Genomic DNA, 25,268 nt, shown 5'->3' on the forward strand with positions numbered 1-25,268 from the left:
CCACATGACGATCCACAAGACCGATGTCGCCGCGCCCCTGGCCCCCGGCGTCTCGCCCCGGGTGCAGGCGCTCGTGTCCGAGATGACGCTCGACGAGAAGCTCGCGCAGCTCGTGGGCTACTGGGTCGACCAGGGCGACGAGGTCGTCGCCCCCCTGTCCGGCGAGAAGGTGACCTCGACCGGTTACGCCGATGCCACGGTCCACGGCCTGGGTCACCTGACGCGCGTCTACGGCACCCGGCCGGTCGACCCGGTCGAGCGTGCCGCGTGGCTCTGGGGCGAGCAGCGGCGGCTGAAGACCGAGACGCGTCTGGGCATCCCCGCCCTCGTGCACGAGGAGTGCCTCACCGGCTTCGCCGCGTGGAAGGCGGCGACCTTCCCCACCCCGCTCGCGTGGGGCGCGTCGTTCGATCCGGAGACCGTCGAGCTCGTGGCATCCGCGATCGGACGCTCGATGCGCGAGGTCGGAGTGCATCAGGGCCTCGCGCCCGTGCTCGACGTGGTCCGCGACCCGCGGTGGGGACGGGTCGACGAGTGCATCGCGGAAGACCCCTACGTGGTCGGCACCATCGGCACCGCGTACGTCCGCGGCCTGCAGTCCGCCGGGGTGCACGCGACCCTCAAGCACTTCGTGGGGTACTCGGGCTCGCGCGCGGGTCGCAATCACGCCCCCGTGCACGCCGGTCCGCGCGAGTTGCAGGACGTGTTCCTGCCGCCGTTCGAGATGGCCGTGCGCGACGGCGGGGTGCGTTCGGTCATGAACTCCTACGCCGAGATCGACGGCATCCCGGTCGCCGCCTCTCCCGAGCTCCTCACCGATCTTCTGCGCCGCCGGTGGGGCTTTGACGGCACGGTGGTCTCCGACTACTTCGCGGTGGAGTTCCTCCGCTCGATGCACGGGGTCGCGGGCACGCACGGCGAGGCGGCACAGCTCGCCCTCGAGGCCGGGATCGATGTCGAACTCCCCGGCCCCGACGCCTTCCCCCACCTGGCACGGCGGGTGGCATCCGGGGAGCTCCCCGAGGCCGTCATCGACCGGGCCGTCGCGCGCGTGCTGGCCGAGAAGGAGGACCTCGGTCTGCTGGATGCCTCCTTCGACGACGCCCCGACCGCGGTCGACCTCGACGACGCCGAGCACCGGGCGCTGGCATACCGCCTGGCGCTGGAGAGCGCCGTGCTGCTGCGCAACGACGAGGTGCTGCCGCTGTCCACCCCCGGTCGCATCGCCGTGATCGGCCCGAACGGCGACAGCGCCGAGGCCCTCATGGGCTGCTACTCCTTCGCCAACCACGTGCTCGCGCACCACCCCGGCACGCCGATGGGGTTCGAGATCCCCACGGTGCGCGAGGCGCTGTCCGCGCGATTCCCCGACGTCGTCGCCGCGGAGGGATGCACGGTGGAGGGGACGGATGCCGCGGGCATCGCCGCCGCGGTGGAGTTGGCGCGCACGGCAGAGGTCGCCGTGGTCGTCGTCGGGGACCGCGCGGGCCTGTTCGGCCGCGGCACCGTCGGCGAGGGCAACGACGCCGACTCCCTCGAGCTGCCGGGCCTGCAGCGCCGGCTCGTCGAGGAGGTCGTCGCGACCGGAACCCCCGTCGTCATGGTGCTGCTCACCGGACGCCCGTACGCGCTCGGCTGGGCGCTCGACGACCCGTCCGGGCCTGCCGCCGTCGTGCAGGCGTTCTTCCCGGGCGAGGAGGGCGGGCCTGCCCTGGCCGCCCTGCTGGCCGGGGATGCCACGCCCTCGGGTCGACTGCCCGTCTCGCTCCCCCGCTCCGCCGGCGCACAGCCGTACTCGTACCTGCACCCGATCCTCGGCGGTCGCAGCGACGTCACGAGCACCGACCCGACGCCGGTCCGTCCGTTCGGCTTCGGGCTGTCGTACACGACGTTCCGGCGCGAGGACCTGAAGGCGGATGCCGAGGTGCGGGCCGGCGACGCCTTCGCCGCGAGCGTCCGCGTGACCAACACCGGCGAGCGCCGCGGTGCCGACGTCGTGCAGCTGTACGCGCACCGCGCGGTGGCGAGCGTGACCCGACCGGTCGCGCAGCTCGTCGCCTACGCCCGCGTGGAGCTGGAGCCGGGAGAGAGCGCCGAGGTGCGGTTCACGATCCCGGCATCCCGCCTGGCCTTCAGCGACCGGACGCTGCGCCGGGTCGTCGAACCCGGCGAGGTGGAGCTGCGCGTGGGAGCGTCGTGCGCCGAGGTGGACGAGGCCGTGTCGCTGCGCCTGACCGGCCCGACGTACGAGCTGGGCCCCGACGATGCCCGCGTCGTCGCCGTCGAGGTGCGCCGGGCCTGAGGGCGCGAGCCCGCGAGACGTCATCGCGCCGACGGCGGCCCCGCGATGCGGGCGGTGGTCGGCGCGATGCGGTCTCGCGACTGTCGACGGCAGATAGCGTGGACGGATGACGCTCTCCGACGAGCCCACGGCCGCCTCGCGCGTGTACGACGACCGCGACGCCGCCGGTGCCGACCCCTGGTCGATCGACCTCGAGCGCATCCAGTTCTCGCCGTACTTCTCACGCCTCTCGGCGGTGACCCAGGTGGTGTCGCCCTCGATCTCGGGCGCCCCGGTGCACAACCGCCTCACTCACACGCTGAAGGTCAGCGCGATCGCTCGGGTCGTCGCGCTGCAGTTGAACACCCGCGCCGGCGTCGACGTGTGCAACCCGACGGTGGTCGAGGCGGCCGCGTACGCGCACGATCTGGGCCACCCGCCGTTCGGTCACCTCGGGGAGTCGACGCTCGACCGCCTGGCCCGCACCGAGCTGGGACTCACCGACGGGTTCGAGGGCAACGCCCAGACCTACCGGATCCTCGCCGCCCTCGACGTCGTCGAGAACGCGCCCCGCGGGCTGAACCTCACCGCCGCCGTGCGCGCGGCGTCGGCGAAGTACCCGTGGTCGCCGTCGGTGTCCGCGGCCGAGATCGAGCGCATCGGCCCGCCCCGTGGCATCCGTCGCGCTCCTGACGGCGCTTACCGCGTGCACAAGTACTCGGTGTACGACCTGGATGCCGCCGACCTCGACCGGGCGCGTGAGGGCGTGGATGCCGAGCCCCTCCGGCAGACGATCGAGGGCGCCGTCATGGATCTCGCCGACGACATCGCGTACTCGGTGCACGACGTCGACGACTTCTACCGCGCGGGCATCCTCGATCACGCCCCCATCGCGGCGGAGTTCCGGGGCTGGCTCGACGAGGTGATCGAGTGGCGCTCCCGCGAGGACGCCGAGGTGCGCGCCGAGCTCGCGCCCGGCGCGGGGCTCGAGCGGCTCCGCCGGAAGATGCGCCGCGACGACCCGTGGATCGCGGACGATGAGGCGTTCCTCGCTGCGGTCAGCGACGTGGATGCCGAGATGGTCACCGACCTGCTCGCCCGTCCGTTCGACGGGTCGCTGACGGCGGAGCGGCGGCTGGCCGCGTTCACCGACCGCTGGATCCGACGTTTCCAAGAGTCCGCGCAGCTGCGGCCGCTGGACACCCCGAGGTCCGGACCCGTCGCCCTGTCGCCCTCCGCCTGGCACCACGTCGAGGTGCTGAAGTTCGTCCACAAGCGCTTCGTCCTGAGCCGCCCCGACCTGGCGATCCAGCAGCGCGGCATGAGCCGCATCCTCGCGCGATCGGTGCGTGCGCTCGGCGAGTGGCTCGAGGACGACCTCGACCGCTCGCGCACGCCACGGCGTCTGCGCGAGCTCATCGCGCTCGCGCAGGAGCAGTACGCCGCTCTTCCCACCGAACGTCGACCGACGGATGCCGAGGCCGAGGCGCTCGCGCGCTCCCGCGGGATCGTGGACTACGTGGCATCCCTCACCGACGCCCAGGCGTTCACGCTGTCCGAGGCGATCTCGGGCCGCGCGGACCGCCTCTGGTCGCTGGGCCAGCGGCTGTGACGGGCACGGCGTCCCGGGACGCCGAAGGGCTCGGCGATCCTTGCCGCCCCGCGGACGCGCCCCCTACCGTGGGGGGATGAGACGCCGCTGGACCGTCGCCCTCGTCGCCGTCACGGCATCCGTCCTCGCGGGATGCACGGCGGGCGGTCCCACGACGCCCTCCCGGCCGGCGATCTTCGACCGCGCTCAGGTTCCCGCCGACGTCCTCCCGGCGGAGGTCCTCGGGACGGAAGACCCGTCGACGAGCCGGTACGTCGGTGAGGACTCCGCGGGCGACCGCTACTGGGCCGTGTGGGGGCCGGCGGACACCGCGTGCATCGTGCAGCTGCCCGCCACGAAACCGGGGAACTACTTCTCGTTCTGCGGCGGACTGGGCATATCCGGCAGCGACGCGTCGGGCGTCGTCATGGAGTTCGCCTCCGCGCCCCGCCGCCTCGACCCGTCGTCGTCGGAACTGATCGGCGACACTCTGCTCGTGCAGCGGCCGTAGCTGCCCGCGGCGCTGCAGCCCCGAGCCATGCGGCCGACAGCTTCGGCATCCATGTCCCACTTCTTGCAGCCTGCCAGGCCCCGAGGCCGCACACTTCGGGACACGCACCGCCAATAGTGGGACGACAGCCGATGCCGATGCCGGATGCCGACGCCGACGCCGGATGCCGACGCCGATGCCCAATGCCGATGCCGGTTGCCCAATGCCCAATGCCCAATGCCCAATGCCCAATGCCCAATGCCCAAGCATCCATGTCCCACTTATGGCTGGTTAGGGCAGCCTGAGGCGACACCTTTTGGGACACGCACCCGCCACAAGTGGGACGAGGGGGCGACGCCGCACGCCGCGCGCAAAGGGGCGACGCCGCACCGCCGCACCCAAGGGGGCGACGCCGCACAGCCGCACCCGAGGGGGCGACGCCGCACCGCCGCGCGGCACCCCACACGGGACGAATGCCCCGGATCCGCGGTGGCCCACCACCGGCGCGGATCCGGGGCACGGTTCGTGCACCGGGGCGCGCGATGGCAACCCCGGTGCACGAGACGCGCCCCGAACGAGACGCGTACGTGCCGCACCACCCCGGGGCCGGCGAAGGGCAGCCCGGGGCGGCGGGGTCAGATGCCCTGGGCCAGGCGGTAGTACGCCTGGTTCCAGCGCAGTTCGCTCTGGAAGCCGCGGACCGTGGTGTCCTCGTCGATGACGACGAGCTCGGTCTTGGCGATCTCGGCGAAGTCGCGGAACACCTCGATGCCCACGGCCGTCGTCATGACGGTGTGGTGGGCGGCGCCGGCGGCGAGCCAGCACGCGGCCGAGGTCGCGAAGTCCGGCGCGGGCTTCCACACGGCGCGCCCGACGGGGAGCTTCGGCAGGTCGGGGGCCTCGACGTTCTCGACGACGTTCGCGGTGAGGCGGAAGCGGTCGCGCATGTCGCTCAGCGCCACGACGAGCGCGGGTCCGGGGTCGGCGGTGAAGACCAGGCGCACCGGGTCGTCCTTGCCGCCGATGCCGAGCTCGTGGATCTCCAGGCGCGGCTTGGACGTGGTGAGCGAGGGCGAGACCTCGAGCATGTGCGCGCCGAGGATCCGCTCGTTGCCGGGGACGAGGTCGTAGGTGTAGTCCTCCATGAGCGAGGCGCCGCCGGGAAGACCCGCACCCATGACGTTCGCGACGCGCACGAGGATCGCGGTCTTCCAGTCGCCCTCGGCGCCGAAGCCGTAGCCCTCGGCCATGAGGCGCTGCACCGCGAGACCGGGCAGCTGCTTCAGCGCGCCGAGGTCTTCGAACGACGTCGTGAAGGCGCCGAAGCCGCCCTCCTCGAGGAACGACCGCAGACCGAGCTCGATCGCGGCGCCGTCGCGCAGCGACTGGTGGCGCGCGCCGCCGGGGAGGAGCTCGTCCACGACGTCGTAACTGTCGATGTACTCCTGCACGAGCGCGTCGATGTCGGCATCCGTGGCCTGCTCGACGGCCTCGACGAGCTCGTTGACGCCCCACGTGTTGACCTGCACGCCGAAGCGCAGCTCGGCCTCGGTCTTGTCGCCCTCGGTCACGGCGACGAAACGCATGTTGTCACCGAAGCGGGCGAGCTTGAGGGTGCGGGCGGCGGTCCAGCCGGCGGCGGCGCGCTCCCAGTCCTCGATCTGCTGGCGCACGGCGGGGTTCGACACGTGACCGACGACCGTCTTGCGCGCGACGCCCAGGCGCGTCTGGATGTACCCGAACTCGCGGTCGCCGTGGGCGGCCTGGTTGAGGTTCATGAAGTCGAAGTCGATGTCGTTCCACGGCAGCTCGACGTTGGCCTGCGTGTGCAGGTGCAGCAGCGGCTTCTGCAGCGCGTCGAGACCTGCGATCCACATCTTCGCGGGGCTGAACGTGTGCATCCACGCGATGACGCCGATGACGTCGTCGCGGCCGTTCACCTCGAGGGCCATGCGGCGGATGCTGTCGGAGTCTTTCAGCACCGGCTTCCAGACGACTTTCACCGGCAGCCCGGCGAGGCCCTCGACGACGCCCTGCGACTGCTCGGCGACCTGCTTCAGGGTCTCCTCGCCGTAGAGGTTCTGGCTGCCGGTGACGAACCAGACCTCGTAGCCGTCGAGGTCGTTCTTGAGCTTCGTGCGGGTCATGACTGTTCCTTTTCGAGTGATCAGAGGGATGCCACGGCGGCCGCCTCGACGGCGAGTCCGGCGCGGTAGCGGTCGAGGTAGGCCGAGAACCCGGCGACGTCCGCCGGGTCGGGGGCGGCGGTGGTGATCGGGGCGTCGGCGAAGACGGCCTCGGCGAGATACGTGTCCAGGTCGCGGCCCGCGCCGTCGGCGACGTACGCCGCGAGCACGGCCATGCCCCACGCGCCGCCCTCGGAGGCGGTCTCGGCGACGGCGACGGGGGCGTCGAGCGCCGCCGCGAGGAAGCGCTGGGCGACCCCGGCGGTGCGGAACATGCCGCCGTGCGCGTACATCTTGTCGAGGCCGACGCCCTCGCGGTGCAGCACGTCCATGCCGAGCGCGAGCGTCCCGAAGACGCCGTAGAGCTGCGCGCGCATGAAGTTCGGCAGCGTGAGGCGGCTGTCGGGCGTGCGCACGACGAGCGGGCGGCCCTCGTCGAGCCCGGCGATCGGCTCACCGGCGAGGTGGTTGTACGCCAGCAGCCCGCCGGCGTCGGTCTCGCCTTCCAGCGCCGCAGCGAAGAGCGCGGAGTACGTGGCATCCGGGGTCACAGGGGTCCCCGCCGCGGCGGCGAACGCGGTGAACATGTTCGCCCACGCGGCCAGCTCGCTCGCGCCGTTGTTGCAGTGCACCATCGCAACCGCGTCCCCCGACGGGGTCGTGACGAGGTCGAGCTCGTGGTGCACCTCGGTGAGCGGCCGCTCGAGCACGACCATCGCGAAGATGCTCGTGCCGGCACTGACGTTGCCCGTGCGCGGGGCGACCGCGCCGGTCGCGACCATACCGGTCCCGGCGTCGCCCTCGGGAGGGCAGAACGGGATGCCGGGCTGCAGCGTCCCGCTCGGGTCCAGCAGCGCGGCGCCCGCCGTGGTGAGCTCCCCCGCCTGGGCGCCGGCGATCAGCACGCGCGGCAGCAGGTCGACGAGGGGCGGAACGCGTCCGGCCGCGAGGCCGTCGTAGCGCGAGACGAGCTCGGCGTCGTAGTCACGGGTGGCGGAGTCGATGGGGAACATGCCCGAGGCGTCGCCGACGCCGAGCACCTTCTCGCCCGTGAGCTTCCAGTGGACGTACCCGGCGAGCGTGGTGAGGAAGCGGATCTCGGGCACGTGGGGCTCGGCATCCACGACCGCTTGGTGGAGGTGCGCGATCGACCACCGCAGCGGGATGTTCACACCCAGCAACTCGGTGAGCTCGGCCGCGGCGACACCGGTGTTGGTGTTGCGCCACGTGCGGAAGGGGGCGAGCAGCTCCGCGTCGGCGTCGAACGCGAGGTAGCCGTGCATCATCGCCGACACACCCATCGCGGCGAACCGCCCGGGAGCGACGCCGAAACGCTGCCGCACGTCGGCGACGAGGTCGGCGTAGGCGGCCTGGAGGCCCGACCACACGGCATCCAGCGAGTAGGTCCACAGCTTGTCGGCGTAGACGTTCTCCCACTCGTGCGACCCGACCGCGAGCACCTCGGCGTTCGGTCCGATGAGGCACGCCTTGATGCGGGTGGAGCCGAGCTCGATGCCGAGCGACGCGCGGCCTTCGGCGATGACGGATGCGCCGGCAGCGGATACGGGGGTCTGCGTGGTCATCGGCGGTCGTCCGTGCTCTGTCCGTAGACGTTCTGGTAGCGGTTGTAGAGGGCGTCGATCTTGTCCTGCGGGATGGGGATGAGGGGGCCCGCCTCGCGCGCGATGTGCACGGTGCGGGCGACGTCCTCGAGCATGACGGCGGCCTTCACGGCATCCTTCGCGCTCGTCCCGATCGTGAAGGGACCGTGGTTCTGCATGATCACGCCGCGGGAGCGGTGTCCGCGGAGGGTCTCGACGATGCCGCGGCCGATCGAGTCGTCGCCGATGATCGCGAAGGGACCGACGGGGATGGGGCCGCCGAACTCGTCGGCCATGGCCGTGATGACGCAGGGGATCTCTTCGCCCCGGGCCGCCCACGCGACGCCGTAGGTGGAGTGCGTGTGCACGACGCCGCCGACCTCGGGCATGTGGCGGTAGACGTACGCGTGCGCGGCGGTGTCGCTCGAGGGGCTGCGCTCGCTGCCGGGGCTGCCGGGGATGGCGTTGCCGTCGAGGTCGCAGAGGATCATGTTCTCGGGCGCGAGATCGTCGTACGAGACGCCGGACGGCTTGATGACGAACAGGTCGGCACCCGGGACGCGGCCCGAGACGTTGCCGCCGGTCCAGACGATGAGGTTGTAGCGCACGAGCTCGGCGTGCAGTTTCGCGACGTCGGCACGGACGGCGTCGATCGCCTCCTGCACCTCGGGCGTGAACGTGGGAGCGTCGGTCACGCGGGTCTCCTTCGACTCGGTCGGTGGCGGGTTCACTGCCCATGTTACCGGTAACATCCACCGCGCGCGAGGGGCGGATGTCTCGGTTTCCGCACGTCGGCCGTTCCGGGCTCCGGAGTTACTGCCCTCGGCGCCGCTCGCGCCGCGGTTTCCGCCCGGTTGGGTTGTTTTTCTCCGGAGAGCGGCACCGCGCCAGGGCCCGCGGCCGCGCGGCACCGCGGCCGGGCCTGCCGCGCGGCACCGCGCCGGGGCCTGCCGCCGCGCGGAGCTCAGCGCGGCGCGGACGTCGAGGCCCGTGGAACGAGCACCGGCTGCGCCGGGAGCACGGGCTCGTCGCCGAGCACCCGCGCCACGGCCTCGGCGGCCTCGCCCTCGACGTCGAGCCGCACCGTGGTCAGTGCGGGTGTGTAGAAGGCGGCATCCGGGTTGTCGTCGAAGCCGGCCACCGAGACGTCGCCCGGGATCTCGAGCCCGCGCGCGGCGAGCCCGGCCGCGAGTCCGAGGGCCATCTGGTCATTCGCGACCGCGACGGCGGTGGCCCCCGCGTGCACGTACGCGGCGACGGCGTCGGCCGCCGCCGCACCCGACGCGGCACTCCAGTCCCCCGCCACCCGCCCGACGTGCGCGAGTCCGCGACGTTCCATGGCATCGGCGACACCGGCCGCCCGCGCCAGCGCTTCGCGCCAATCGGACGGTCCGGCGACCTCGACGATGCGGCGATGTCCGAGGTCGGCGAGATGCTCCACGACGAGGGCGGCCGCGGCGCGCTGACGGCTGCCGGTCTCGCCGTACAGCGGCACGATCGGAACGTCGTACCCCTCGAGCGGGGTCGCGCCGTGCGCCGCGACGAGCACGATCCCGTCGACGCCCTGGTCGAGCAGATGGCGGACGGCGGCGTCGATGTCGGCGGGGTCGTCCGAGTCGGTGTAAGCGGTCGAGATCCACCGCCCGCGCGCCCGCGCCGCCCGCTCCAGCGCCGCGATGCCCGCCGAAGGTCCGTGCAGGACGGCATCGGATGCCACGACGCCCACGGTGCGCGTGAGGCTCGTGCCCAGCGCCCGGGCGGCGTTGTTGACGCGGTAGTCGAGCGCGGCGACCGCCGCGAGGACCCGTTCGCGGGTGGCATCCCGGATGCCGGGATACCCGTTCAACACCCGCGAGACGGTCTGCGTCGACACGCCGGCGGCGTCGGCCACGTCGCGCATGCCGGTGCGCTTCCCTCCGCCGTCGCCGCTCATGGTCCCTCACAGTAGCGGCGCGCAACCCCCTCGGCCCACGCCGGGCCGACGCGGTGCGATGGTCGCATGACCCCGGCCACCGGCATCCCGAGACCGTCCCGCGCGCCGATCGCCCGCACGATCGGGACGGGCCTGGAGCTCGCGTTCGCGCTCGCGCAGCGTCTGCGTCGCCCGCGGCCAATCCACAGCCGCGGGGTTGTGCTGCGCGGTGAGGTGCGCTGGATCCCGGATGCCGTGCCCGCGGGCATCTCCTGGATCGACGACGCGCCGGCCGACACCCGTGCGGTCCTCGCCCGCGTCTCGCGCTCGCTCGGGCTGCCCGATCCGCTGCCCGACATCCTCGGTCTCGCTCTCCGCGTCGACACGGACGGCGGCGTCGCGGACGTCGAGTTCGCCTCGACCGGGTGGCGCATGCCCCAGCGCTTCGCCCTCCTCCCTCACCGCCGCGCCGAACGCGCGCGCTTCGGCATCCTGCTCCCGTATCGCGGTGATCGCGGCCCCGTGCTGCTAGGGGCGCGCACGGTATCGGGCCGACCTCCCGCGACCGATCCGCGGGCGCTCACCGGCGCCGACGTCGCGACGACGTGGACGCTCGAGCTCTGCCATGCGGCGCCGTGGGGATCGTGGCATCCGTTCGCTCTGATCGACCTTCGGCTCGACCCCGATCCGGACGACCGCGGCCTCCGCTTCGACGCCGTGCGACGCCCGCTGCCCGGCGCGCGGGCCTACGCGTGGGTGCGGGCCGCGCGGCAACCGTCCTACGTCCGCGTCCAGGCCCCCGCCCCACCGCTTCGACGCCCCGCTGGCGCCGAGCCTCGCCGCAGCCAGGGAGCGGGGGAGCGCCGACGCTACTCGCGCGCGCGGAGCGCGGCGACCTCGTCGTAGCGGGCGCGGATGGCGGGGCGGTGATCGGGGTCGACCGCGCGGGTGGTCGCGACGGTCCAGTCCACCGGTCCGCCGGCGAGCACCCCCGCCGCCTGGCGCGCGGCGCCGAGCGCGACGTACTCGCCCGCGGCCGGAACGACGATCTCGGCGTCGAACACCTGCGCCGCGATGCGCGCGACGGCCTCGTTCGCGGCAGCGCCGCCGATGAGCAGCACGCGGCGCACCTCGACGCCCTGGGCCTGGATGGCCTCGAGCCCCACGGCCAGGCCGCTCAGCATGCCCTCGATCGCCGCTCGGGCGAGGGTCGGACGGGTCGTGGATGCCAGGGTCAGGCCCGTCAGCGACGCCTGCGCGTGCGGCAGATTCGGGGTGCGCTCTCCCTCGAACCAGGGCACGAGCACGACGCCGTCGGCGCCCGGCTCGGCCTGGAGCGCGAGGGCACCGAGCTCGTCGTGCGAGACGCCGAGGAGCCCCGCGAACGCGTCGAGGACGCGGGCGGCATTGAGCGTCGCCACGAGCGGCAGGAAACGGCCGGTGGCGTCCGCGAATCCGGCGACCGCGCCCGAGGTGTCGCGCACGACGTGATCGGTGACGGCGAAGACGGTGCCCGACGTTCCGAGCGAGACGACGACGTCGCCGACCCCTGCGCCGAGCCCCAGCGCGGCCCCGGCGTTGTCCCCGGCTCCCGGGCCGACGAGCGCCCCGCCGGGAAGCGTCCCAACGCTCTCCCACGGCCCGAGAACCCGCGGGAGAATCGCGTCGTGCCCGAGCGCGCGCACCAGCAGCTCGCGGTCGTAGCCGTCGGCGCCCCAGTACGCGGTACCCGAGGCGTCCGAACGGTCGGTGGTCAGTTCCGAGAGGTCGGCGTTGCCGGGCCCGAATCCGCGCAGCCGCCACGTGAGCCAGTCGTGCGGCAGCGCGACGGCGGCGACGCGCGCCGCGTTGTCGGGTTCGGCATCCCGCAGCCACCGGAGCTTCGTCGCGGTGAACGAGGCCACGGGCACGACCCCCGTGCGGTCGGCGTACACGTCGGCACCGACCTCGGCGATGAGATCGCGCGCCGCCTGCGCCGAACGGGTGTCGTTCCACAACAGGGCGTCGCGGATGACGCGCCCCTCGGCGTCGAGCGCGACCATGCCGTGCTGCTGGCCCGCGATCGAGACGGCCGCGACGTCGTCGAGTCCACCCGCCTGTGCGATGGCATCCTGCAGAGCGATCCACCACGCCTCGGGGTCGACGGACGTCCCGGCGGGATGTGACGCGCGCCCCTCGCGGATCACCCGCCCCGTCTCGGCGTCGACCACGACGACCTTGCACGACTGCGTCGACGAATCGACCCCCATGACGAGCGCCATGCTCACTCCTTCTGTTCGTGCCGCAGCGGTGCGGCATCCCGTTCAGTGTCCAAGACACGCCGTCTCACGCGAGGGCAATGCGGCGTGTCTTGGACACTCGACGGAAAGAGGAAAGAGGAAAGAGGAAAGAGGGGCCCGGATGCCGTGGCATCCAGGCCCCTCTCGGAATCAGCGTGCGCCGAGCAGGTGCTCGGTGGCGAGCTGCTGCAGACGGACGAAGCCGAAGCCCTTGCCGCCGAGGTACGCGTCGGTGTCGAAGTCCTCGTAGGCCGAGCGGTCGGCGAGGAGGTCGTCGTACGACTCGCCCTCGTCCAGCGTCGGCTGCGCGAGCTCGAGCACCTTGGCGGCCTCGAGCGCCTCCTGCACCTCGGGGTCGGCGCGGAAGGCCGCGGCACGCTCCTTGAGCAGCAGGTAGGTGTTCATGTTCGCCGAGACCGAGTCCCACACGCCGGACTCGTCCTCGGTGCGCGAGGGCTTGTAGTCGAAGTGGCGAGGGCCGTCGTACGCGGGCACGCCACCGGGGCCGCCGTTCTCGAGCAGGTCGACGAGCGCGAACGCGTTGTGCAGGTCGCCGTGGCCGAACACGAGGTCCTGGTCGTACTTGATGCCGCGCTGACCGTTGAGGTCGATGTGGAAGAGCTTGCCGTGGTACAGCGCCTGCGCGATACCGGCGGCGAAGTTGAGCCCCGCCATCTGCTCGTGCCCGACCTCGGGGTTCAGGCCCACGAGCTCGGGGCGCTCGAGCGAGTCGATGAACGCGATCGCGTGGCCGAGCGTGGGCAGCAGGATGTCGCCGCGCGGCTCGTTCGGCTTCGGCTCGATGGCGAAGCGGATGTCGTAGCCCTTGTCGGTGACGTAGTCGCCGAGAAGGTTCACGGCCTCGCGGTAGCGCTCGAGCGCCTGGCGGATGTCCTTGGCGGAGTCGTACTCGGCGCCCTCGCGGCCGCCCCACATGACGAACGTCTTCGCACCGAGCTCGGCGGCGAGGTCGAGGTTGCGCAGGACCTTCCGCAGCGCGAAGCGACGCACCTGGCGGTCGTTGGAGGTGAAGCCGCCGTCCTTGAAGACGGGGGCCGAGAAGAGGTTGGTCGTGACCATCGGCGTGATGATGCCCGTGGCATCCATCGCGCCCTTCAGACGGTCGATCTGGGTCTGCCGCTCGGCGTCGGTCGAGCCGAAGGCGAACAGGTCGTCGTCGTGGAAGGTCAGACCGTAGGCGCCGAGTTCGGCGAGCTTCTCGACGACGTGCACGACATCGAGCGGCTTGCGGGTGGGCCCGCCGAACGGGTCGGTGCCGTTGTATCCGACGGTCCACAGACCGAAGGAGAACTTGTCGTCACGGGTGGGGGTGGGCATTCCTGCTCCTTCGCATGGATGCGCACGGTCGTTCGCCGACGCACGAGGTTTTGTTGGTTCTCACAACATATACCCCGGATGCCGCCGCGTCCAGCCCCCGCGGGTCAGAGCCCGAGCGCCTCGTCGACGACCGCGAACACCTCGGGGTCCCACGTCAGGGCGCGCTCCCACGGGAGGCCGAAGCCTTCGGCGAAGAAGATGCTGTGCACGTGGTCGGGGAACGAGTGCCGCGCCACGTCCGGCAGGACCGTCGCGGGGACCTCGTCGGCGCGCCCGCTCGTCAGCGACACCAGACCGTCGTGCGGCCACAACTGCACCGGCTCGGTTTCCGCGGCGAAGTACCCCGCACCGATCGCCGTGACCGGGATGCCGTCGAGCACCCCGGCCTGCGCGTCGTTCCAGCCGCGCAGGAACCGGCGCGACACCTCGGCGGCGGCGCCCTGCGAGTTCGCGTCGGCATAGGGACGAACCTCCGCGAAGATCTGCAGCGTCGCGGGATCGCCGTGGGCATCGGCCTCGGAGATCTCCCCGTCGAGGAAGTCGCCCAGCACCGAGCCGTCCCACGGCGTGCCGAGGGTCACGAGGCGCTCGACACGGGGGCCGTCGCCGCGCAGCTCGCGGATCGCGGCGCGCGAGAACAGCCCGCCCATCGAGTGACCGACCAGAGCGACGCTCGCCACGCCCTCCTCGGCAGCGAGGTGCCGCAGGAATCCGGCGAGCGCGACTCCGGCGTCGTCGACGTGGCCGACCGCGTTGATCGTCACCTCGGCCGGGAGCACGACCGGCACATCCGAGAAGCCCTGCCACCCGGCATCCTCGTGCACCTCCCCCGCACCGATACGGGCCGGAGCCGTGAAGACCCGGATGCCGCGATCGAGGAAGTGGGAGCGCAGGGCGGTCATCGTGTTGCCCGCCGCGAGCCCCGTCGCCGCGGCGCGCTCGGGATCGGTGTAGGGCGTGACGGCGGCTCCGCCGGAGACGAGGACGACGGCATCGGTCATGGCGCTCAGGATATCCAGCCGCGGCGGCGACTCGCCGCGGGAGCGCGTCAGCGCGGGAGCGCGTCAGCGCCGCCGCGGGCGCGTCAGCGCGGGAGCGCGGGAGCGCCGCCGCGGGAGGGTCAGTGCGGGAGCGCGTCCTCGATCGCGGCGACGACCTCGGGGGCGTCGGGCTGCGTGCGCGGGCTGAAGCGCACGACGCGACCGTCGGGCGAGACGACGAACTTCTCGAAGTTCCACGAGATGCGGCCCGTCTTGCCCTCGGCATCCGGGGTCTGCGTGAGCTCCCGGTAGAGCGGGTGAGCGTGTCGGCCGTTGACCTTGACCTTCTCGGACATGGGGAAGGTCACGCCCCACGTCGCCGAGCAGTATTCGGCGATCTTGTCTTCGTCGCTGAGCTCCTGCAGGAACTGGTTGCTGGGGAAGCCGATCACGGTGAAGCCCCGGTCGGCGTACTTCTTGTGCAGCGCCTCGAGCGCTTCGTACTGGGGCGCGAGCCCGCAGCGGGAGGCGACGTTGACCACGAGCGCCGCTCTGCCCTCGGTGAGGGCGCCGAAGGTGGTCTGCTCGCCGCGAATGGTGGTGACCGGGATGCCGGAGAGGTCCATGTTCTGATCTTCGCACCGGGTGCTCATGCGTGGCGTGGATCGCCCATAAACGCGATTCGCGCGCAGAAACGCGGTGTCGTCGCGTTTCTGCGCGCGCATGGCGTTTATGCCTGCGGCGCGGGCGGCGGCCACCGCTCGGGAACGGCGCGGCCCGCGAGGCACAACACCCACCCCGCCGCCGTGGCACAGTGGTCGGGTGGTCACGGCGAGCAGGGGCGACGGCATGCGTCGCGCGAACCTCGCGCTCGTGCTGCGCACCGTGCACCGCGAGGGTCCGCGCTCGCGCGCCGCTCTCACCGAGGCGACGGGTCTGAACCGCTCGACGATCGCCGACCTGGTGGGCGAGCTCGTCGGCGACGGACTCGTCGTCGAGCGTGCCCCCGACCCGGTCGGACGGGTCGGTCGCCCCTCACCGACGGTGGCCCCCGATCCGCGCGTCGTGGCGATCGGCGTCAACCCCGAGGTGGACGCGCTGGACATCGGCGCCTTCGCCCTGGACGGCACGCCGATGGCGCGCGAGCGCCTCCCTCAGACGCGACTGCTGACACCGGAGCGCACCGCCGAGCTGGTCGGCGAGCGCCTCACCGCCTGGGCCCGGGGGCCCCTGCGCGGCTGCCGCACGGTCGGCGTGGGCGTGGCCGTGCCCGGACCGGTACGCGCCGCCGACGGCCTCGTCCGCACCGCGCCGCACCTGGACTGGACGGATGCCGCGATCGGCGACCTCGTGTCCGATGCCACGGGGCTGCCCGCCCGGGTGGGCAACGATGCCGCGCTCGGCGCGCTGGCCGAGTACCTCTTCGGGGCCGCGAGGGGCGCGCACGACGTCGTCTACCTCAACGGCGGTGCCAGCGGCATCGGTGGTGCCGTCATCGTCGGCGGAGTGCCGCTGGGCGGGGCCGGCGGCTACGCCGGGGAGTTCGGGCAGAACCGGCCGGGCATCGTCGACGCCGCCGATCGCCGCGCCGCCGACGGAGTGCTCGAGGACGAGGTCAGTCGCGCGCGGCTCCTCGCCGCTCTGCGGTTGGAGGCGGCCGACGACGCCGCTCTCGCCGATGCGCTGTCCTCCGCCACCGCCCCCGGGGTACGAGCCGAGACGGAGCGCCAGCGCCGCATCCTGGCGACGGCGCTCGCGAACGCCGCGAACGTCCTCAACCCGGCGGTGATCGTCCTCGGCGGCTTCCTCGCCGCCCTCGCGACGCTCGACCTCGACGGCCTCGACGCCGCCGTGCGCGCCCAGACCATGCCCGCGTGCGCCGAAGACCTCCGCCTGCGCGTGGCGGAGCTCGGCGAGAACCGGCTGCTGGTCGGGGCCGCCGAGGCCGTGTTCGAGGCGGAACTGTTCCCCGCGCCCTGATCACGGCCCGGTCCCAGGCCGGACCGGGAGAGGATGGACCCCGACCCACGGAGGACGCCATGATCCACACTCGCCCCTCCGGCACGAACTGGTCGGGAAACCACCGCTACCGTGCCGCCGAGACCCTGCTGCCCACCGACCTCGGCGACCTCGCCGCGTCGGTCTCGCGCACGCCGTCGATCCGCGTTCAGGCGACGCGGCACACCTTCAACGACATCGGCGACACCGACGCCGCACTGCTCTCGCTCGAGCGCATGCCCACGCGGATCGAGGTCCGGGGCGACCGCGCGCGTGTCGAGGGCCTCGTGACGTTCGCGCAGCTCGCGCCCGTGCTCGAGGCGGAGGGGCGGGCGCTGCACAACCTCGGCTCCCTCCCGCACATCTCGGTCGCCGGTGCCGCCGCGACCGGAACCCACGGTTCCGGAACCGCCAACGGCAACCTCTCCAGCGCCGTGACCGCGGTGGAGATCATGGATGCCGACGGCCACACGCACCGCATCGACGACGCGCACCCGTGGTTCCCGGCGGCGGCCCTGGGTCTCGGCGCGTTCGGGGTCGTCACGGCCGTGGAGCTGCGCACCGTTGCGAGCTACACCGTCACGGCCGAGGCCTACACCGCCGTCCCGTGGGACGCCGTCATCGCCGACCCGCGCCGCCTGTTCGCCAGCGCCCGCAGCGTCAGTGTCTTCACCACGTGGGGCGACCCCGCCCACGACCTGGTCTGGATCAAAGCGACGGATGCCGACACCGAGCCGGGCTACGTGATGGACCTCGGCGGACATCCGATCGGCGCAGAGCTGCACCTCGGTCGGATCCGCACCGTGGGCAACACCACCGAACGCGGAACGCCCGGCCCCTGGCACACGCGCCTCCCCCACTTCCGCGCCGAGGCGCTCCCCAGCGACGGCGACGAGATCCAGTCCGAGTACTTCGTCCCCCTGGATGCCGCGTCCGAAGCCCTGGCGGCGGTGCGGTCGCTGGCATCCGTGGTCGATCCGGTGCTGCTGGTGTCGGAGCTGCGCACGGTCGCGGCCGACGACCTGTGGCTCAGTCCCGCGTATCGGCGCGACGTGCTCGCGATCCACTTCACCTGGCGCAACGACAACGCGGGCGTCGCGGCGGTCCTCCCCGCCGTGGAGGCGGCACTCGCCCCGTTCGATCCGCGCCCGCACTGGGGCAAGGCGTTCACGATGCCCGGCGAGCGGATCCGCGCGACCCTGCCGCGCGCCGAGGCGTTCGTGGCCGCGGCTCGGGAGGCCGACCCGCGCGGGGTGTTCCGCAACGACTTCCTCCGGCGCACGCTCGCGCTGTGATCCCGTCGAACGGAGCCGATGCCCCCGCGCGCCGGTATGAGCAAGCGACGCGCACCGGGCGACCGCTCGGGTGAAGGAGCCGGGCCGGAACCGGTGCGAGGCACGGCATGCGGTCGCCGCCCTCTGTGCGGGGGACCAGAGTGGTCGGCGCCCGTCCCGCACCCGAGAGGCCCCATGACCGCTGCGCCGCCCCCCTCGGTCGGCTGGGTCGCGATCGCCTCCGGCGCTCTCGACGTCGGCGCGTCCGACCTCTTCGCCGACGGCCTGGACATCCTCGTCCTTCCCGCCGAGCCTGGCGAGCCGTTCTGCCTCACCGGCGCCGGCGCTCTCCTCTGGCGCCGGCTGGTGACGCACAGCCCGGTATCGCCGGCGGGCGCCGAGGAGCGGGAGATGCTCGAGGCGATGACCGCGCTCGGCATCGCCTCCGACGATCCGGCGCACCCCGCCCGCATCACGCGGCTGGATCCGCCGGTGCTGTCGTCACCGTTCCACGAACTCGCCTACGCCCTCACCGCCCGGGTCGCCGCAGCCCGCGGCATCCCCTGCGTGTTCGTCAAGGGACCGGCACTGCACCACCAGGGGCTGCGCGAGCGCGAACACTCCGGCGACGTCGACGTGTGGTGCCCGCCCGCCCGGTGGGATGCGCTCGCGGACGCCCTCGCCGCGTGGGGCTGGAGCCGGGAGCCCGACCCGTGGCGTGGCACCTCTGTGCACCACACCGCCACGATGACGCCGGGCGGCTGGGGATGCGAGATCGACGTGCACCGCCGCATCCCGGGTCTCGCCCTCGATGACGCAGAGGCCTTCGACGCCGTCGCGCGTCGCTCCGAGACGGTCGTGTACGCCGGCGTCGAATTGTCGATCCCCCGCGCCGACGTGCACGCGGTGCTGGCTGCCGTCCACGCCGTGCGCCCCGAGATCGGGGCGGGGCCGCGCTCGGCCGTGGCATCGGCGACCGCCGTCGCGCTCCTCGCCGCAGCGGTCGGCAGCGGCGAGCGCGCGTGCGAGCTGGGAGCTGTGCCGGTGCTCGCGACCGAGCTCGCGGGTCTGCTGCCCGCCGACACGATCGCCCGCCATCGTGACGGCCTCCCCCGCGACTGGGCATGGCGCGCCGCACCCGACCGCGTCCGCGCGTACTGGCGAGCCCTGCAGGGCGAGGATCTCCCGAAGCGCATTCGCGTGCTGTGGCGGTTCGTGTGGCCGCCGGATGACATCGCCCTCGCCTCCGCGCGGCACGCGGGCGAGACCGGGCTCTCCCCCGCTCTCGCGCGCTGGCGTCGACTCCGACGGGGACTTTGCAGTCTGAGGCCCGCCTCGCGCTGAGACGGGTCAGGCCCAACGGCCGCGACGCGCGGCGCGGGTCGCCGGAGCCGGGGGCTGCGAGCTCACCTGCTCCCGGTCGAGGCGGTGGCGCGTGGCGAAGACGAACAGCGGTACCAGAGCGGATGCCGAAAGCGGCCCCCACCCCAAGAGAGGGAACGGCGTCTCGGTCGCGCCCATGGCGAGCAGACCGACGACGAAGGCGATGCCGGCGACCGACGACGAGCGGATCGGGTCGGTCACCGAGCCGATGAGGGCGAAGGCGATGACGACGAGCCAGGCCACGAGCACGACGGCACCGCCCTGCACGAGGGTGGTCAGGACGAGATTGTGCGCGTGGCTGGCCGCACTGGAGAGCACCGTGCGCAGCACCGCGTAGTTGTCGGCGTACCAGTGGGCCCCCAGACCGAACAGGCCGTGGTCGCCGAGCGCGTCGCGGTTGTACATCCAGATCGCACCGCGATACGTGAAGGCTTCGGGATCTGTCTCGGCGAAGGGGATGCGGATCACCGCGATGAGCGCACCCACCGCGCCGACGACGCTGACGACGACGAACCCGGCACGCGGGAGCAGGCGCGAGAGCACCACGACCGCGAGCATGGCACCCGCGCCGACCAGCGCGGTGCGCGAGGAACTGAGCAGCAGAGCCCAACCGACCAGGAGGAGAAGCGGCCACCGCACGAACGCGCGGCGCACGAGGAAGATGCACGGTAACGACAGCGCCAGGAACATCCCGAAGGTGTTCGAATGCGTGAAGATCCCCGCCAGCAGCGGGGCACCCGTGAGGGACTTGTCGAACGTGCCGGTCCCCCCGGAGATGACGACCGTCGCGGGTGCCGCGTACATCGCCACGATGGACCCGGCCGCGACGGCACCGGCCACGTAGCCGAGGATCACGAGATCCCCCGGTTTCACCCGCACGCTCACCAGCAGGGCGCCGGCCGCGGCGGTCAGGAACAGGCCGAACGTCGGGGTACGGCCGTGCACGAACTCGTCGGCCGCGAGGACGAGGGCGGGCAGAACGACCAGCAGCAGGCTGGGTCCGGACATCCGCGCGAACAGCACGACGAGCAGAACGGTTGCGGCCGCGACGGCAGGCACCAGCACGCTGCCGACGTCATCGATGGCCGCCACCGCGGGGTTCGTGGCGGTGGTCCCCTCTTTGTAGTGCGAACGGTCGGTGAGCACGGTCTCGATGAGCGGCCCCAGCAGGGAGAAGACGGCCAGCATCAACACCACGACCCGTCGTGCGACCGGGGAGTCCACTAACCCGGCCTCGGATGCCGACGGCACGACGGAGTGCTCGCGGGGACTGGCTAGCGTGCTCACGGCCGACACCGTACAACTCCCGGGGAGCGTGATGACCACGACCACCGTCGTCACGCCCCGACGCCGCGGGGCGGTTCTGCTGCTCGGGGCGCAGTGGGTGCGCTACCTCTCGCAGATCGGCGGGATGATCGTGCTGGCCCGTCTGGTGGGGCCCGCCGAGACCGGCGTCGTCGCCCTGGCGGCGACCCTGGCCGGGTTCGCCGCCGTGCTCGGCGATTTCGGGCTCAGCATGGCGGCGCTGCGGGCCCCGACGCTCACGGACGCCCAGCGCACGACGCTCTTCTGGGCGAACGCCCTCATCGGCGTCCTGGCCACGGGTCTCGTCCTCGCCCTCGCCCCGCCGTTCGCCGCGCTGTTCGGAAATGCGTTCCTCGTGCCGGTGCTCGCGCTGCTGGCCCCGGCTTTCGCGCTGCGCTCGATCAGCGCCCAGTTCCGCGTCGAACTGAACCGATCGGGGCGGCTCGGCCGCCTCGCCGCAGCCGAACTCGCCGGCGACCTCACCGGTCTGGTCGTCGCCATCGTGCTCGCGGTCCTCGGCGGTGGTGCACTCGCCCTCGCCTCGCAGGGCACCGTCGCGGCGGGCATCACGCTCGCGCTCGTCGTGGTTCTGACGCCCTGGCACCCGGGACGCCCCCGCCGCGGATCCGAGATGCGGGGCCTGCTCACTTTCGGCGGCCACACCTTCGTCGTGCACGCGCTGAACTACGCCTCGAGCGTGACCGGCACCCTCGCCGTGGGCACGGTGGCGAACGATCGCGCGGTCGGTCTGTTCAGCCGGGCGACTCAACTGGTGAATCTTCCGATCGACCAGCTCCTCACGCCGCTCACGCGCGTGGTGATCCCTGCGCTGGCGGATGCCGCCGACGCCACGTCGCTCGGACATCGGCTGGCGAGATACCAGACGCAGCTGAGCTACCCCGTCCTGGCCTACCTCAGTCTCTTCGCGGTGACCGCCGAACCAGCCATCCACGTCGTCCTCGGCGGGCGATGGGATGCGGCGGCCGCGTACGTCCCGGTGCTCGCCGTCGGCGCGGTGTTCCAGACCCTCGGCTACCCGCAGTACTGGGCCTTGGTCGCGACGGGACGGTCCGGTCTGCTGCTGTGGTGCGAGTCGATCGGCCGGATCCTCACGATCGTCCTCGTCGTCGCGGCAGCGGGACTCGGGCCCTTCGCGATCGTCGTGGCGATGGCCATCGGACAGGCCGTGCTCTGGGTCGCCGCATTCCTGGCCCTGCCCCGGACGGGGGTGTCGTCCGCCGTCCTGCTGTCCGCGTCCGCGCGCCCCGTGGTGGTGTTCGCGATCGCGGCCGCCGTGGCCGCCGTCGCCGACGCGTCGTTCTTCACCCCGCTCGATGCGATCGGGCGCCTGCTGGCGACCGGCGGCGTGTGGGCGATCGTCGGGGGCGCGGCACTCGGTCTCGTGGCCCGCCGCGACCTCCGATCCCTGTGGGGCGCGATGCGCCGGCGGTGAGCCGCGAGTCCCGCCCCCGACCCGACGAGAAGGCTCCATGGCGCCCACCCCGCGACTCCCGGACGGCCGCTGATGGCCCGCTGCCTCGTGATCGGTGCCAACGGCTTCCTCGGCTCGCGGCTGGCCGACGCGCTCGCGCGGACAGGGCATGAGGTGACCGGCTTCGATCGCTACAGCCGTCGCATCCGCGCCTTCGAGTCGCCCGACGTCGTCCCGCTGAGGGGCGACTTCCTCGACCCCCGCGACGTGGCGGCGGCGGTCTCGGGCGCCGAGTACGTCTTCCACTTCCTCTCGACCACGACACCGGCCAGCGCCGACCGTGAGCCCACCGTCGACCTGCGCACCAACGTCAGCGCGAGCGTCGAGCTGCTGTCGCTGTGCGTCACTGCCGGGGTGCGACGCGTGTTCTTCGCGTCCAGCGGCGGCGCCATCTACGGGCCCCAACCCCGTCGGACGTTCGCGGAGGACGCTCCTGCGCTCCCGGTCTCGCCGTACGGCATCGGCAAGCTCACGATCGAGCGCTACCTCGACTATTACGCCACGACCGCGGGATTGGACTCCGTCGCCCTGCGCATCTCCAACCCCTACGGGCCGCGGGCGACGCCGGCCAAGGGGCAGGGGATCATTCCGATCACCCTCGACCGGCTCCGACGTGGCGAACCTGCGGTGCAGGTGGGTGACGGCTCGATGATCCGCGATTACATCCACGTCGACGATCTCGTCGCCCGGATCCTGCGCATGGTCGAGCGCGCGCCCCGTCACCGCGCCTACAACCTCGGCAGCGGTCGCGGTCACTCCGTCGCCGAGGTGCTCGCCGCCATCCGCGCGGTGGTCGGCCGCGACTTCGAGATCGTTCGCGCACCCCAGCCGGCCACCTTCGTCGACCACGTGGTCCTGGATGTCGCGCGTTTCCGCGACGAGTACGGACCCGCCCGTGACCTGTCCCTCATCGAGGGCATCGCCGACACCTGGACGAGGATGACGACCCGATGACGCGAGTTCTGCACGTGACCGAGGCGATGGGAAGCGGCGTGCTGAGCCTCGTCGACAGCATCAGCCGCCGCCAGGCCGAGGAGGGCGCCGACGTGCAGGTGCTCTTCATGCCCCGACCGGAGACCCCGACCGACGCGGCGCTGCGTGCGCGTTTCGACCGACGGGTGGCTCTGCGGCGCGTGTCGACCGGGTCCCGCCACGGCGACCTGCGTGCACTGTGGCGCGCCGTGTCCCGGACCGCCGGCGAGGTCGACGCGGTCCACGCGCACTCGAGCATCGCGGGCGCCATCGTGCGGCTCGCGATGAATCGGCGGCTCCCCGCCGATCGCGTCTTCTTCTCGCCGCACGGTTTCGCCTTCCTGCGGCTCGACCTGCCCGCACCGGCGCGGCTCGGCATCCGTCGCCTCGAGCGGGCCCTGGCGCGGCGGTCCACCCTCGTCCTCACCTCGCCCTCCGAGTTCGCCGTGGCCTCCGAGGCGCTGCGTCCCGCCCGCGCGCACCTCCTCCAGACCGGCATCCCGTCGGAGTCCGTCTCGCGGCTCCCGCGCGTCGCCGATCCCGCCCGCCGCCCCGTCGTCGCGATGATCGGCCGGCTCGTGCACCAGAAGGCGCCCTGGCGCTTCGCGGCCGCCGCCCGCGCTCTGGGCGCGCGGGCCGACTTCGTCTGGATCGGCGGTGGGTCGCCCGAGGACGAGCGCCGGTGGCTCGGCGACGCACGGGTCCGCGTGACCGGCTGGGTGTCACCGACGGAGCTGTCCGCCCTCATCGACACCGTGGACGTGCTGCTGTTCCCCTCGCTGTGGGAGGGGATGTCGCTCTCCCTCGTCCAGGCGCAGGCCCAGGGCATCCCGGCGGTCGTCTCGGACGTGGTCGGCAACCGCGACAGCGTCGAGGACGGTGTGACCGGATTCGTGTGCGCCGACGACGACGCCTTGATCGCCGCGACGGCGCGCCTGCTCGACGACCCGGGGCTACGGGAACGGATGTCGGCGGCGGCGCTGGACTGGGCGCGCCGCGCGCTCACCGACGACGCGCTGGGCCGGGACTCGCTCGCGGTGTACCGGCTCGCGGCGGAGCGTGCGGGAAGCAGCGCCCGATGATCGTCGTCAACGCCCGGTTCCTCACTCAGCACGTCACCGGCATCCAGCGGTTCGCCGCCGAGATCACCCGGGAACTGCTCACCTTGCGCGCCGACACGGTGCTCGCCGTCCCCCGCGGGCCGATCGACACCCGCGGGCTCGACGCCAGCCGCATCGTGCGCGTGGGACGTCTGAGCGGACACGCGTGGGAGCAGCTCGAATTGCCGTTGTTCGCGCGTGGCCGCGGCGCGGTGCTGCTCGATCTGACGAGCACGGGCCCGGTCTGGTACCGCCCCCAGGTCTCCACGCACCACGACGTCACGTGGCTCCGGCATCCCGACAGCTTCGGTCGGCGCTTCCGAACGCTGTACGCCCTGGTGGTCCCCCGGCTCATCGCGCGCAGCGACCACCTGCTCACCGTCAGCGCGTTCTCCAGGGGCGAGATCTCGGCCCACTTCGGAACCTCGCCCGACAGGTTCACGGTCGTCCCGAACGCCGCCGACGCCCGCTTCCGCCCCTCGGGCGAGGGCGCACCGGCCGCGGATGGACGGTACCTGTTGGCGGTGTCGTCGCCCAACGCGCACAAGAACTTCGGGCGGATGCTGGAAGCCTTCGCCCGCTTCTCGCCCCGGCATCCCGATGTCGAGCTCCGTGTCGTCGGCAGTCAGACGCGCGCGTTCGCCCGGCAGGAGTACGGCGCGCCCGGCGAGCGCGTGCGTTTCCTCGGACGGGTCGGCGACGACGACCTCACCGCCCTGTACCGGGGAGCTCTGGCCTTCGTCTTCCCGTCGCTGTACGAGGGCTTCGGCATCCCTCCCCTCGAAGCGCAGCAGTGCGGATGCCCGGTGATCGCCGCGCGGGCGGCGTCGCTGCCGGAAGTGCTCGGCGACAGCGCGGTGTTCGTCGACCCGTACGACACCGGCGACATCGCCGGCGCGATGGCCCGCGTCGTCGACGATGCGGCGTTGCGGGAGCGCCTGCGGCGCGACGGCCTGCGCAACGCGCGACGCTTCTCATGGCGCACGTCGGCGGAGCTCGTGTCGCGGGTACTCGACGATGTCGCGGCGAGGACTGCCGCCCGAGTATGACGCGACGGCGCGCCCGTCAAGGCCGGGCGCCGCAGGC

Annotated in this window: 20 protein-coding genes; 11 read left to right on the plus strand and 9 right to left on the minus strand. The window is 72.7% G+C overall.

Going from position 1 to position 25,268, the window contains the following annotated elements; all coding sequences use genetic code 11:
- Positions 1 to 4 precede the first annotated feature (4 nt).
- From LL239_RS00395 to LL239_RS00405, 3 genes are all read left to right on the plus strand, one after another.
- Entirely contained in the window at positions 5 to 2,302 is a 2,298-nt protein-coding gene (locus LL239_RS00395) for a beta-xylosidase/alpha-l-arabinosidase (RefSeq protein ID WP_228161457.1), read from the plus strand.
- Positions 2,303 to 2,408: 106 nt separating this feature from the next.
- Positions 2,409 to 3,893, plus strand: coding sequence for a deoxyguanosinetriphosphate triphosphohydrolase family protein (locus tag LL239_RS00400; RefSeq protein WP_228161458.1), 1,485 nt, complete (start codon positions 2,409 to 2,411; stop codon positions 3,891 to 3,893).
- A 76-nt stretch (positions 3,894 to 3,969) separates the two neighbouring features.
- The gene (locus LL239_RS00405; RefSeq protein WP_228161459.1) at positions 3,970 to 4,383 is read left to right on the plus strand and encodes a hypothetical protein; all 414 of its coding nucleotides are present in this window, start codon (positions 3,970 to 3,972) and stop codon (positions 4,381 to 4,383) included.
- A 614-nt stretch (positions 4,384 to 4,997) separates the two neighbouring features.
- Here LL239_RS00405 and araA read toward each other — a convergent pair.
- From araA to LL239_RS00425, 4 genes are all read right to left on the minus strand, one after another.
- Positions 4,998 to 6,509, minus strand: a complete 1,512-nt coding sequence (gene araA, locus LL239_RS00410; RefSeq protein WP_228161460.1) for an L-arabinose isomerase — start codon at positions 6,507 to 6,509, stop codon at positions 4,998 to 5,000.
- Positions 6,510 to 6,529: 20 nt separating this feature from the next.
- On the minus strand, positions 6,530 to 8,131 hold the full coding sequence (locus tag LL239_RS00415) for a xylulokinase (protein WP_228161461.1): 1,602 nt from the start codon (positions 8,129 to 8,131) through the stop codon (positions 6,530 to 6,532).
- Complete coding sequence (locus tag LL239_RS00420) at positions 8,128 to 8,844, minus strand: L-ribulose-5-phosphate 4-epimerase (protein ID WP_228161462.1); 717 nt, start codon at positions 8,842 to 8,844, stop codon at positions 8,128 to 8,130. The genes LL239_RS00415 and LL239_RS00420 overlap by 4 nt, the downstream gene beginning before the upstream one ends.
- 269 nt (positions 8,845 to 9,113) lie before the next feature.
- Complete coding sequence (locus LL239_RS00425; protein WP_228161463.1) at positions 9,114 to 10,082, minus strand: LacI family DNA-binding transcriptional regulator; 969 nt, start codon at positions 10,080 to 10,082, stop codon at positions 9,114 to 9,116.
- 66 nt (positions 10,083 to 10,148) lie between these two features.
- Between LL239_RS00425 and LL239_RS00430 the strand changes: the two genes are divergently transcribed.
- Positions 10,149 to 10,967: a hypothetical protein gene (locus LL239_RS00430; protein WP_228161464.1), complete on the plus strand. Its 819-nt coding sequence runs from the start codon at positions 10,149 to 10,151 to the stop codon at positions 10,965 to 10,967.
- Here the strand turns inward: LL239_RS00430 and xylB are convergent.
- The 4 genes from xylB to LL239_RS00450 all read right to left on the minus strand — a co-directional run bounded on the left by xylB (position 10,931) and on the right by LL239_RS00450 (position 15,284).
- Positions 10,931 to 12,322 carry a xylulokinase gene (gene xylB, locus LL239_RS00435; protein ID WP_228161465.1) on the minus strand — a complete coding sequence of 464 codons (1,392 nt, stop codon included), beginning with the start codon at positions 12,320 to 12,322 and terminating at the stop codon, positions 10,931 to 10,933. The genes LL239_RS00430 and xylB overlap by 37 nt on opposite strands.
- Before the next feature lie 168 nt (positions 12,323 to 12,490).
- Positions 12,491 to 13,678, minus strand: coding sequence for a xylose isomerase (xylA, locus tag LL239_RS00440; protein ID WP_228161466.1), 1,188 nt, complete (start codon positions 13,676 to 13,678; stop codon positions 12,491 to 12,493).
- Positions 13,679 to 13,782: 104 nt separating this feature from the next.
- On the minus strand, positions 13,783 to 14,679 hold the full coding sequence (locus LL239_RS00445) for an esterase/lipase family protein (protein ID WP_228161467.1): 897 nt from the start codon (positions 14,677 to 14,679) through the stop codon (positions 13,783 to 13,785).
- A gap of 119 nt (positions 14,680 to 14,798) precedes the next feature.
- A complete protein-coding gene (locus tag LL239_RS00450) occupies positions 14,799 to 15,284 on the minus strand; it encodes a glutathione peroxidase (protein WP_228161468.1) in 486 nt (161 codons plus the stop codon).
- Between the two features lie 223 nt (positions 15,285 to 15,507).
- Between LL239_RS00450 and LL239_RS00455 the strand changes: the two genes are divergently transcribed.
- The 3 genes from LL239_RS00455 to LL239_RS00465 all read left to right on the plus strand — a co-directional run bounded on the left by LL239_RS00455 (position 15,508) and on the right by LL239_RS00465 (position 19,274).
- Entirely contained in the window at positions 15,508 to 16,638 is a 1,131-nt protein-coding gene (locus LL239_RS00455; RefSeq protein ID WP_228161469.1) for an ROK family transcriptional regulator, read from the plus strand.
- A 59-nt stretch (positions 16,639 to 16,697) separates the two neighbouring features.
- The gene (locus tag LL239_RS00460; RefSeq protein WP_228161470.1) at positions 16,698 to 17,951 is read left to right on the plus strand and encodes a D-arabinono-1,4-lactone oxidase; all 1,254 of its coding nucleotides are present in this window, start codon (positions 16,698 to 16,700) and stop codon (positions 17,949 to 17,951) included.
- A 174-nt stretch (positions 17,952 to 18,125) separates the two neighbouring features.
- A complete protein-coding gene (locus LL239_RS00465; protein ID WP_228161471.1) occupies positions 18,126 to 19,274 on the plus strand; it encodes a nucleotidyltransferase family protein in 1,149 nt (382 codons plus the stop codon).
- A 6-nt stretch (positions 19,275 to 19,280) separates the two neighbouring features.
- Here the strand turns inward: LL239_RS00465 and LL239_RS17940 are convergent, their stop codons facing one another.
- Positions 19,281 to 20,600 carry an O-antigen ligase family protein gene (locus LL239_RS17940; protein WP_228161472.1) on the minus strand — a complete coding sequence of 440 codons (1,320 nt, stop codon included), beginning with the start codon at positions 20,598 to 20,600 and terminating at the stop codon, positions 19,281 to 19,283.
- A gap of 31 nt (positions 20,601 to 20,631) precedes the next feature.
- Here LL239_RS17940 and LL239_RS00475 point away from each other — a divergent pair, with 31 nt between their 5' ends.
- The 4 genes from LL239_RS00475 to LL239_RS00490 all read left to right on the plus strand — a co-directional run bounded on the left by LL239_RS00475 (position 20,632) and on the right by LL239_RS00490 (position 25,231).
- Positions 20,632 to 22,071: a lipopolysaccharide biosynthesis protein gene (locus tag LL239_RS00475; RefSeq protein ID WP_228161473.1), complete on the plus strand. Its 1,440-nt coding sequence runs from the start codon at positions 20,632 to 20,634 to the stop codon at positions 22,069 to 22,071.
- Between the two features lie 72 nt (positions 22,072 to 22,143).
- On the plus strand, positions 22,144 to 23,064 hold the full coding sequence (locus tag LL239_RS00480; protein ID WP_228161474.1) for an NAD-dependent epimerase/dehydratase family protein: 921 nt from the start codon (positions 22,144 to 22,146) through the stop codon (positions 23,062 to 23,064).
- Positions 23,061 to 24,164, plus strand: a complete 1,104-nt coding sequence (locus LL239_RS00485; RefSeq protein WP_228161475.1) for a glycosyltransferase family 4 protein — start codon at positions 23,061 to 23,063, stop codon at positions 24,162 to 24,164. The genes LL239_RS00480 and LL239_RS00485 overlap by 4 nt, the downstream gene beginning before the upstream one ends.
- Positions 24,161 to 25,231 (plus strand): glycosyltransferase family 4 protein, encoded by a 1,071-nt coding sequence (locus LL239_RS00490; protein WP_228161476.1) that lies wholly within the window; start codon positions 24,161 to 24,163, stop codon positions 25,229 to 25,231. The genes LL239_RS00485 and LL239_RS00490 overlap by 4 nt, the downstream gene beginning before the upstream one ends.
- Positions 25,232 to 25,268: the final 37 nt, after the last annotated feature.

Origin of the sequence: Microbacterium testaceum, from assembly GCF_020781835.1 — a bacterium.
GTDB lineage: Bacteria > Actinomycetota > Actinomycetes > Actinomycetales > Microbacteriaceae > Microbacterium > Microbacterium testaceum_H.

What these genes read in the sequence shown, in the direction of transcription:
- LL239_RS00405 (WP_228161459.1), top strand. Translation starts at nt 3,970, where the DNA reads ATGAGACGCCGCTGGACCGTCGCCCTCGTCGCCGTCACGGCATCCGTC.
- LL239_RS00480 (WP_228161474.1), top strand. Translation starts at nt 22,144, where the DNA reads ATGGCCCGCTGCCTCGTGATCGGTGCCAACGGCTTCCTCGGCTCGCGG.
- LL239_RS00450 (WP_228161468.1), bottom strand. Translation starts at nt 15,284, where the DNA reads ATGGACCTCTCCGGCATCCCGGTCACCACCATTCGCGGCGAGCAGACC.
- LL239_RS00400 (WP_228161458.1), top strand. Translation starts at nt 2,409, where the DNA reads ATGACGCTCTCCGACGAGCCCACGGCCGCCTCGCGCGTGTACGACGAC.
- LL239_RS00445 (WP_228161467.1), bottom strand. Translation starts at nt 14,679, where the DNA reads ATGACCGATGCCGTCGTCCTCGTCTCCGGCGGAGCCGCCGTCACGCCC.
- LL239_RS00485 (WP_228161475.1), top strand. Translation starts at nt 23,061, where the DNA reads ATGACGCGAGTTCTGCACGTGACCGAGGCGATGGGAAGCGGCGTGCTG.
- LL239_RS00430 (WP_228161464.1), top strand. Translation starts at nt 10,149, where the DNA reads ATGACCCCGGCCACCGGCATCCCGAGACCGTCCCGCGCGCCGATCGCC.
- xylB (WP_228161465.1), bottom strand. Translation starts at nt 12,322, where the DNA reads ATGGCGCTCGTCATGGGGGTCGATTCGTCGACGCAGTCGTGCAAGGTC.
- xylA (WP_228161466.1), bottom strand. Translation starts at nt 13,678, where the DNA reads ATGCCCACCCCCACCCGTGACGACAAGTTCTCCTTCGGTCTGTGGACC.
- LL239_RS00425 (WP_228161463.1), bottom strand. Translation starts at nt 10,082, where the DNA reads ATGAGCGGCGACGGCGGAGGGAAGCGCACCGGCATGCGCGACGTGGCC.
- araA (WP_228161460.1), bottom strand. Translation starts at nt 6,509, where the DNA reads ATGACCCGCACGAAGCTCAAGAACGACCTCGACGGCTACGAGGTCTGG.
- LL239_RS00395 (WP_228161457.1), top strand. Translation starts at nt 5, where the DNA reads ATGACGATCCACAAGACCGATGTCGCCGCGCCCCTGGCCCCCGGCGTC.
- LL239_RS00465 (WP_228161471.1), top strand. Translation starts at nt 18,126, where the DNA reads ATGACCGCTGCGCCGCCCCCCTCGGTCGGCTGGGTCGCGATCGCCTCC.
- LL239_RS00455 (WP_228161469.1), top strand. Translation starts at nt 15,508, where the DNA reads ATGCGTCGCGCGAACCTCGCGCTCGTGCTGCGCACCGTGCACCGCGAG.
- LL239_RS00475 (WP_228161473.1), top strand. Translation starts at nt 20,632, where the DNA reads ATGACCACGACCACCGTCGTCACGCCCCGACGCCGCGGGGCGGTTCTG.
- LL239_RS00490 (WP_228161476.1), top strand. Translation starts at nt 24,161, where the DNA reads ATGATCGTCGTCAACGCCCGGTTCCTCACTCAGCACGTCACCGGCATC.
- LL239_RS00415 (WP_228161461.1), bottom strand. Translation starts at nt 8,131, where the DNA reads ATGACCACGCAGACCCCCGTATCCGCTGCCGGCGCATCCGTCATCGCC.
- LL239_RS00460 (WP_228161470.1), top strand. Translation starts at nt 16,698, where the DNA reads ATGATCCACACTCGCCCCTCCGGCACGAACTGGTCGGGAAACCACCGC.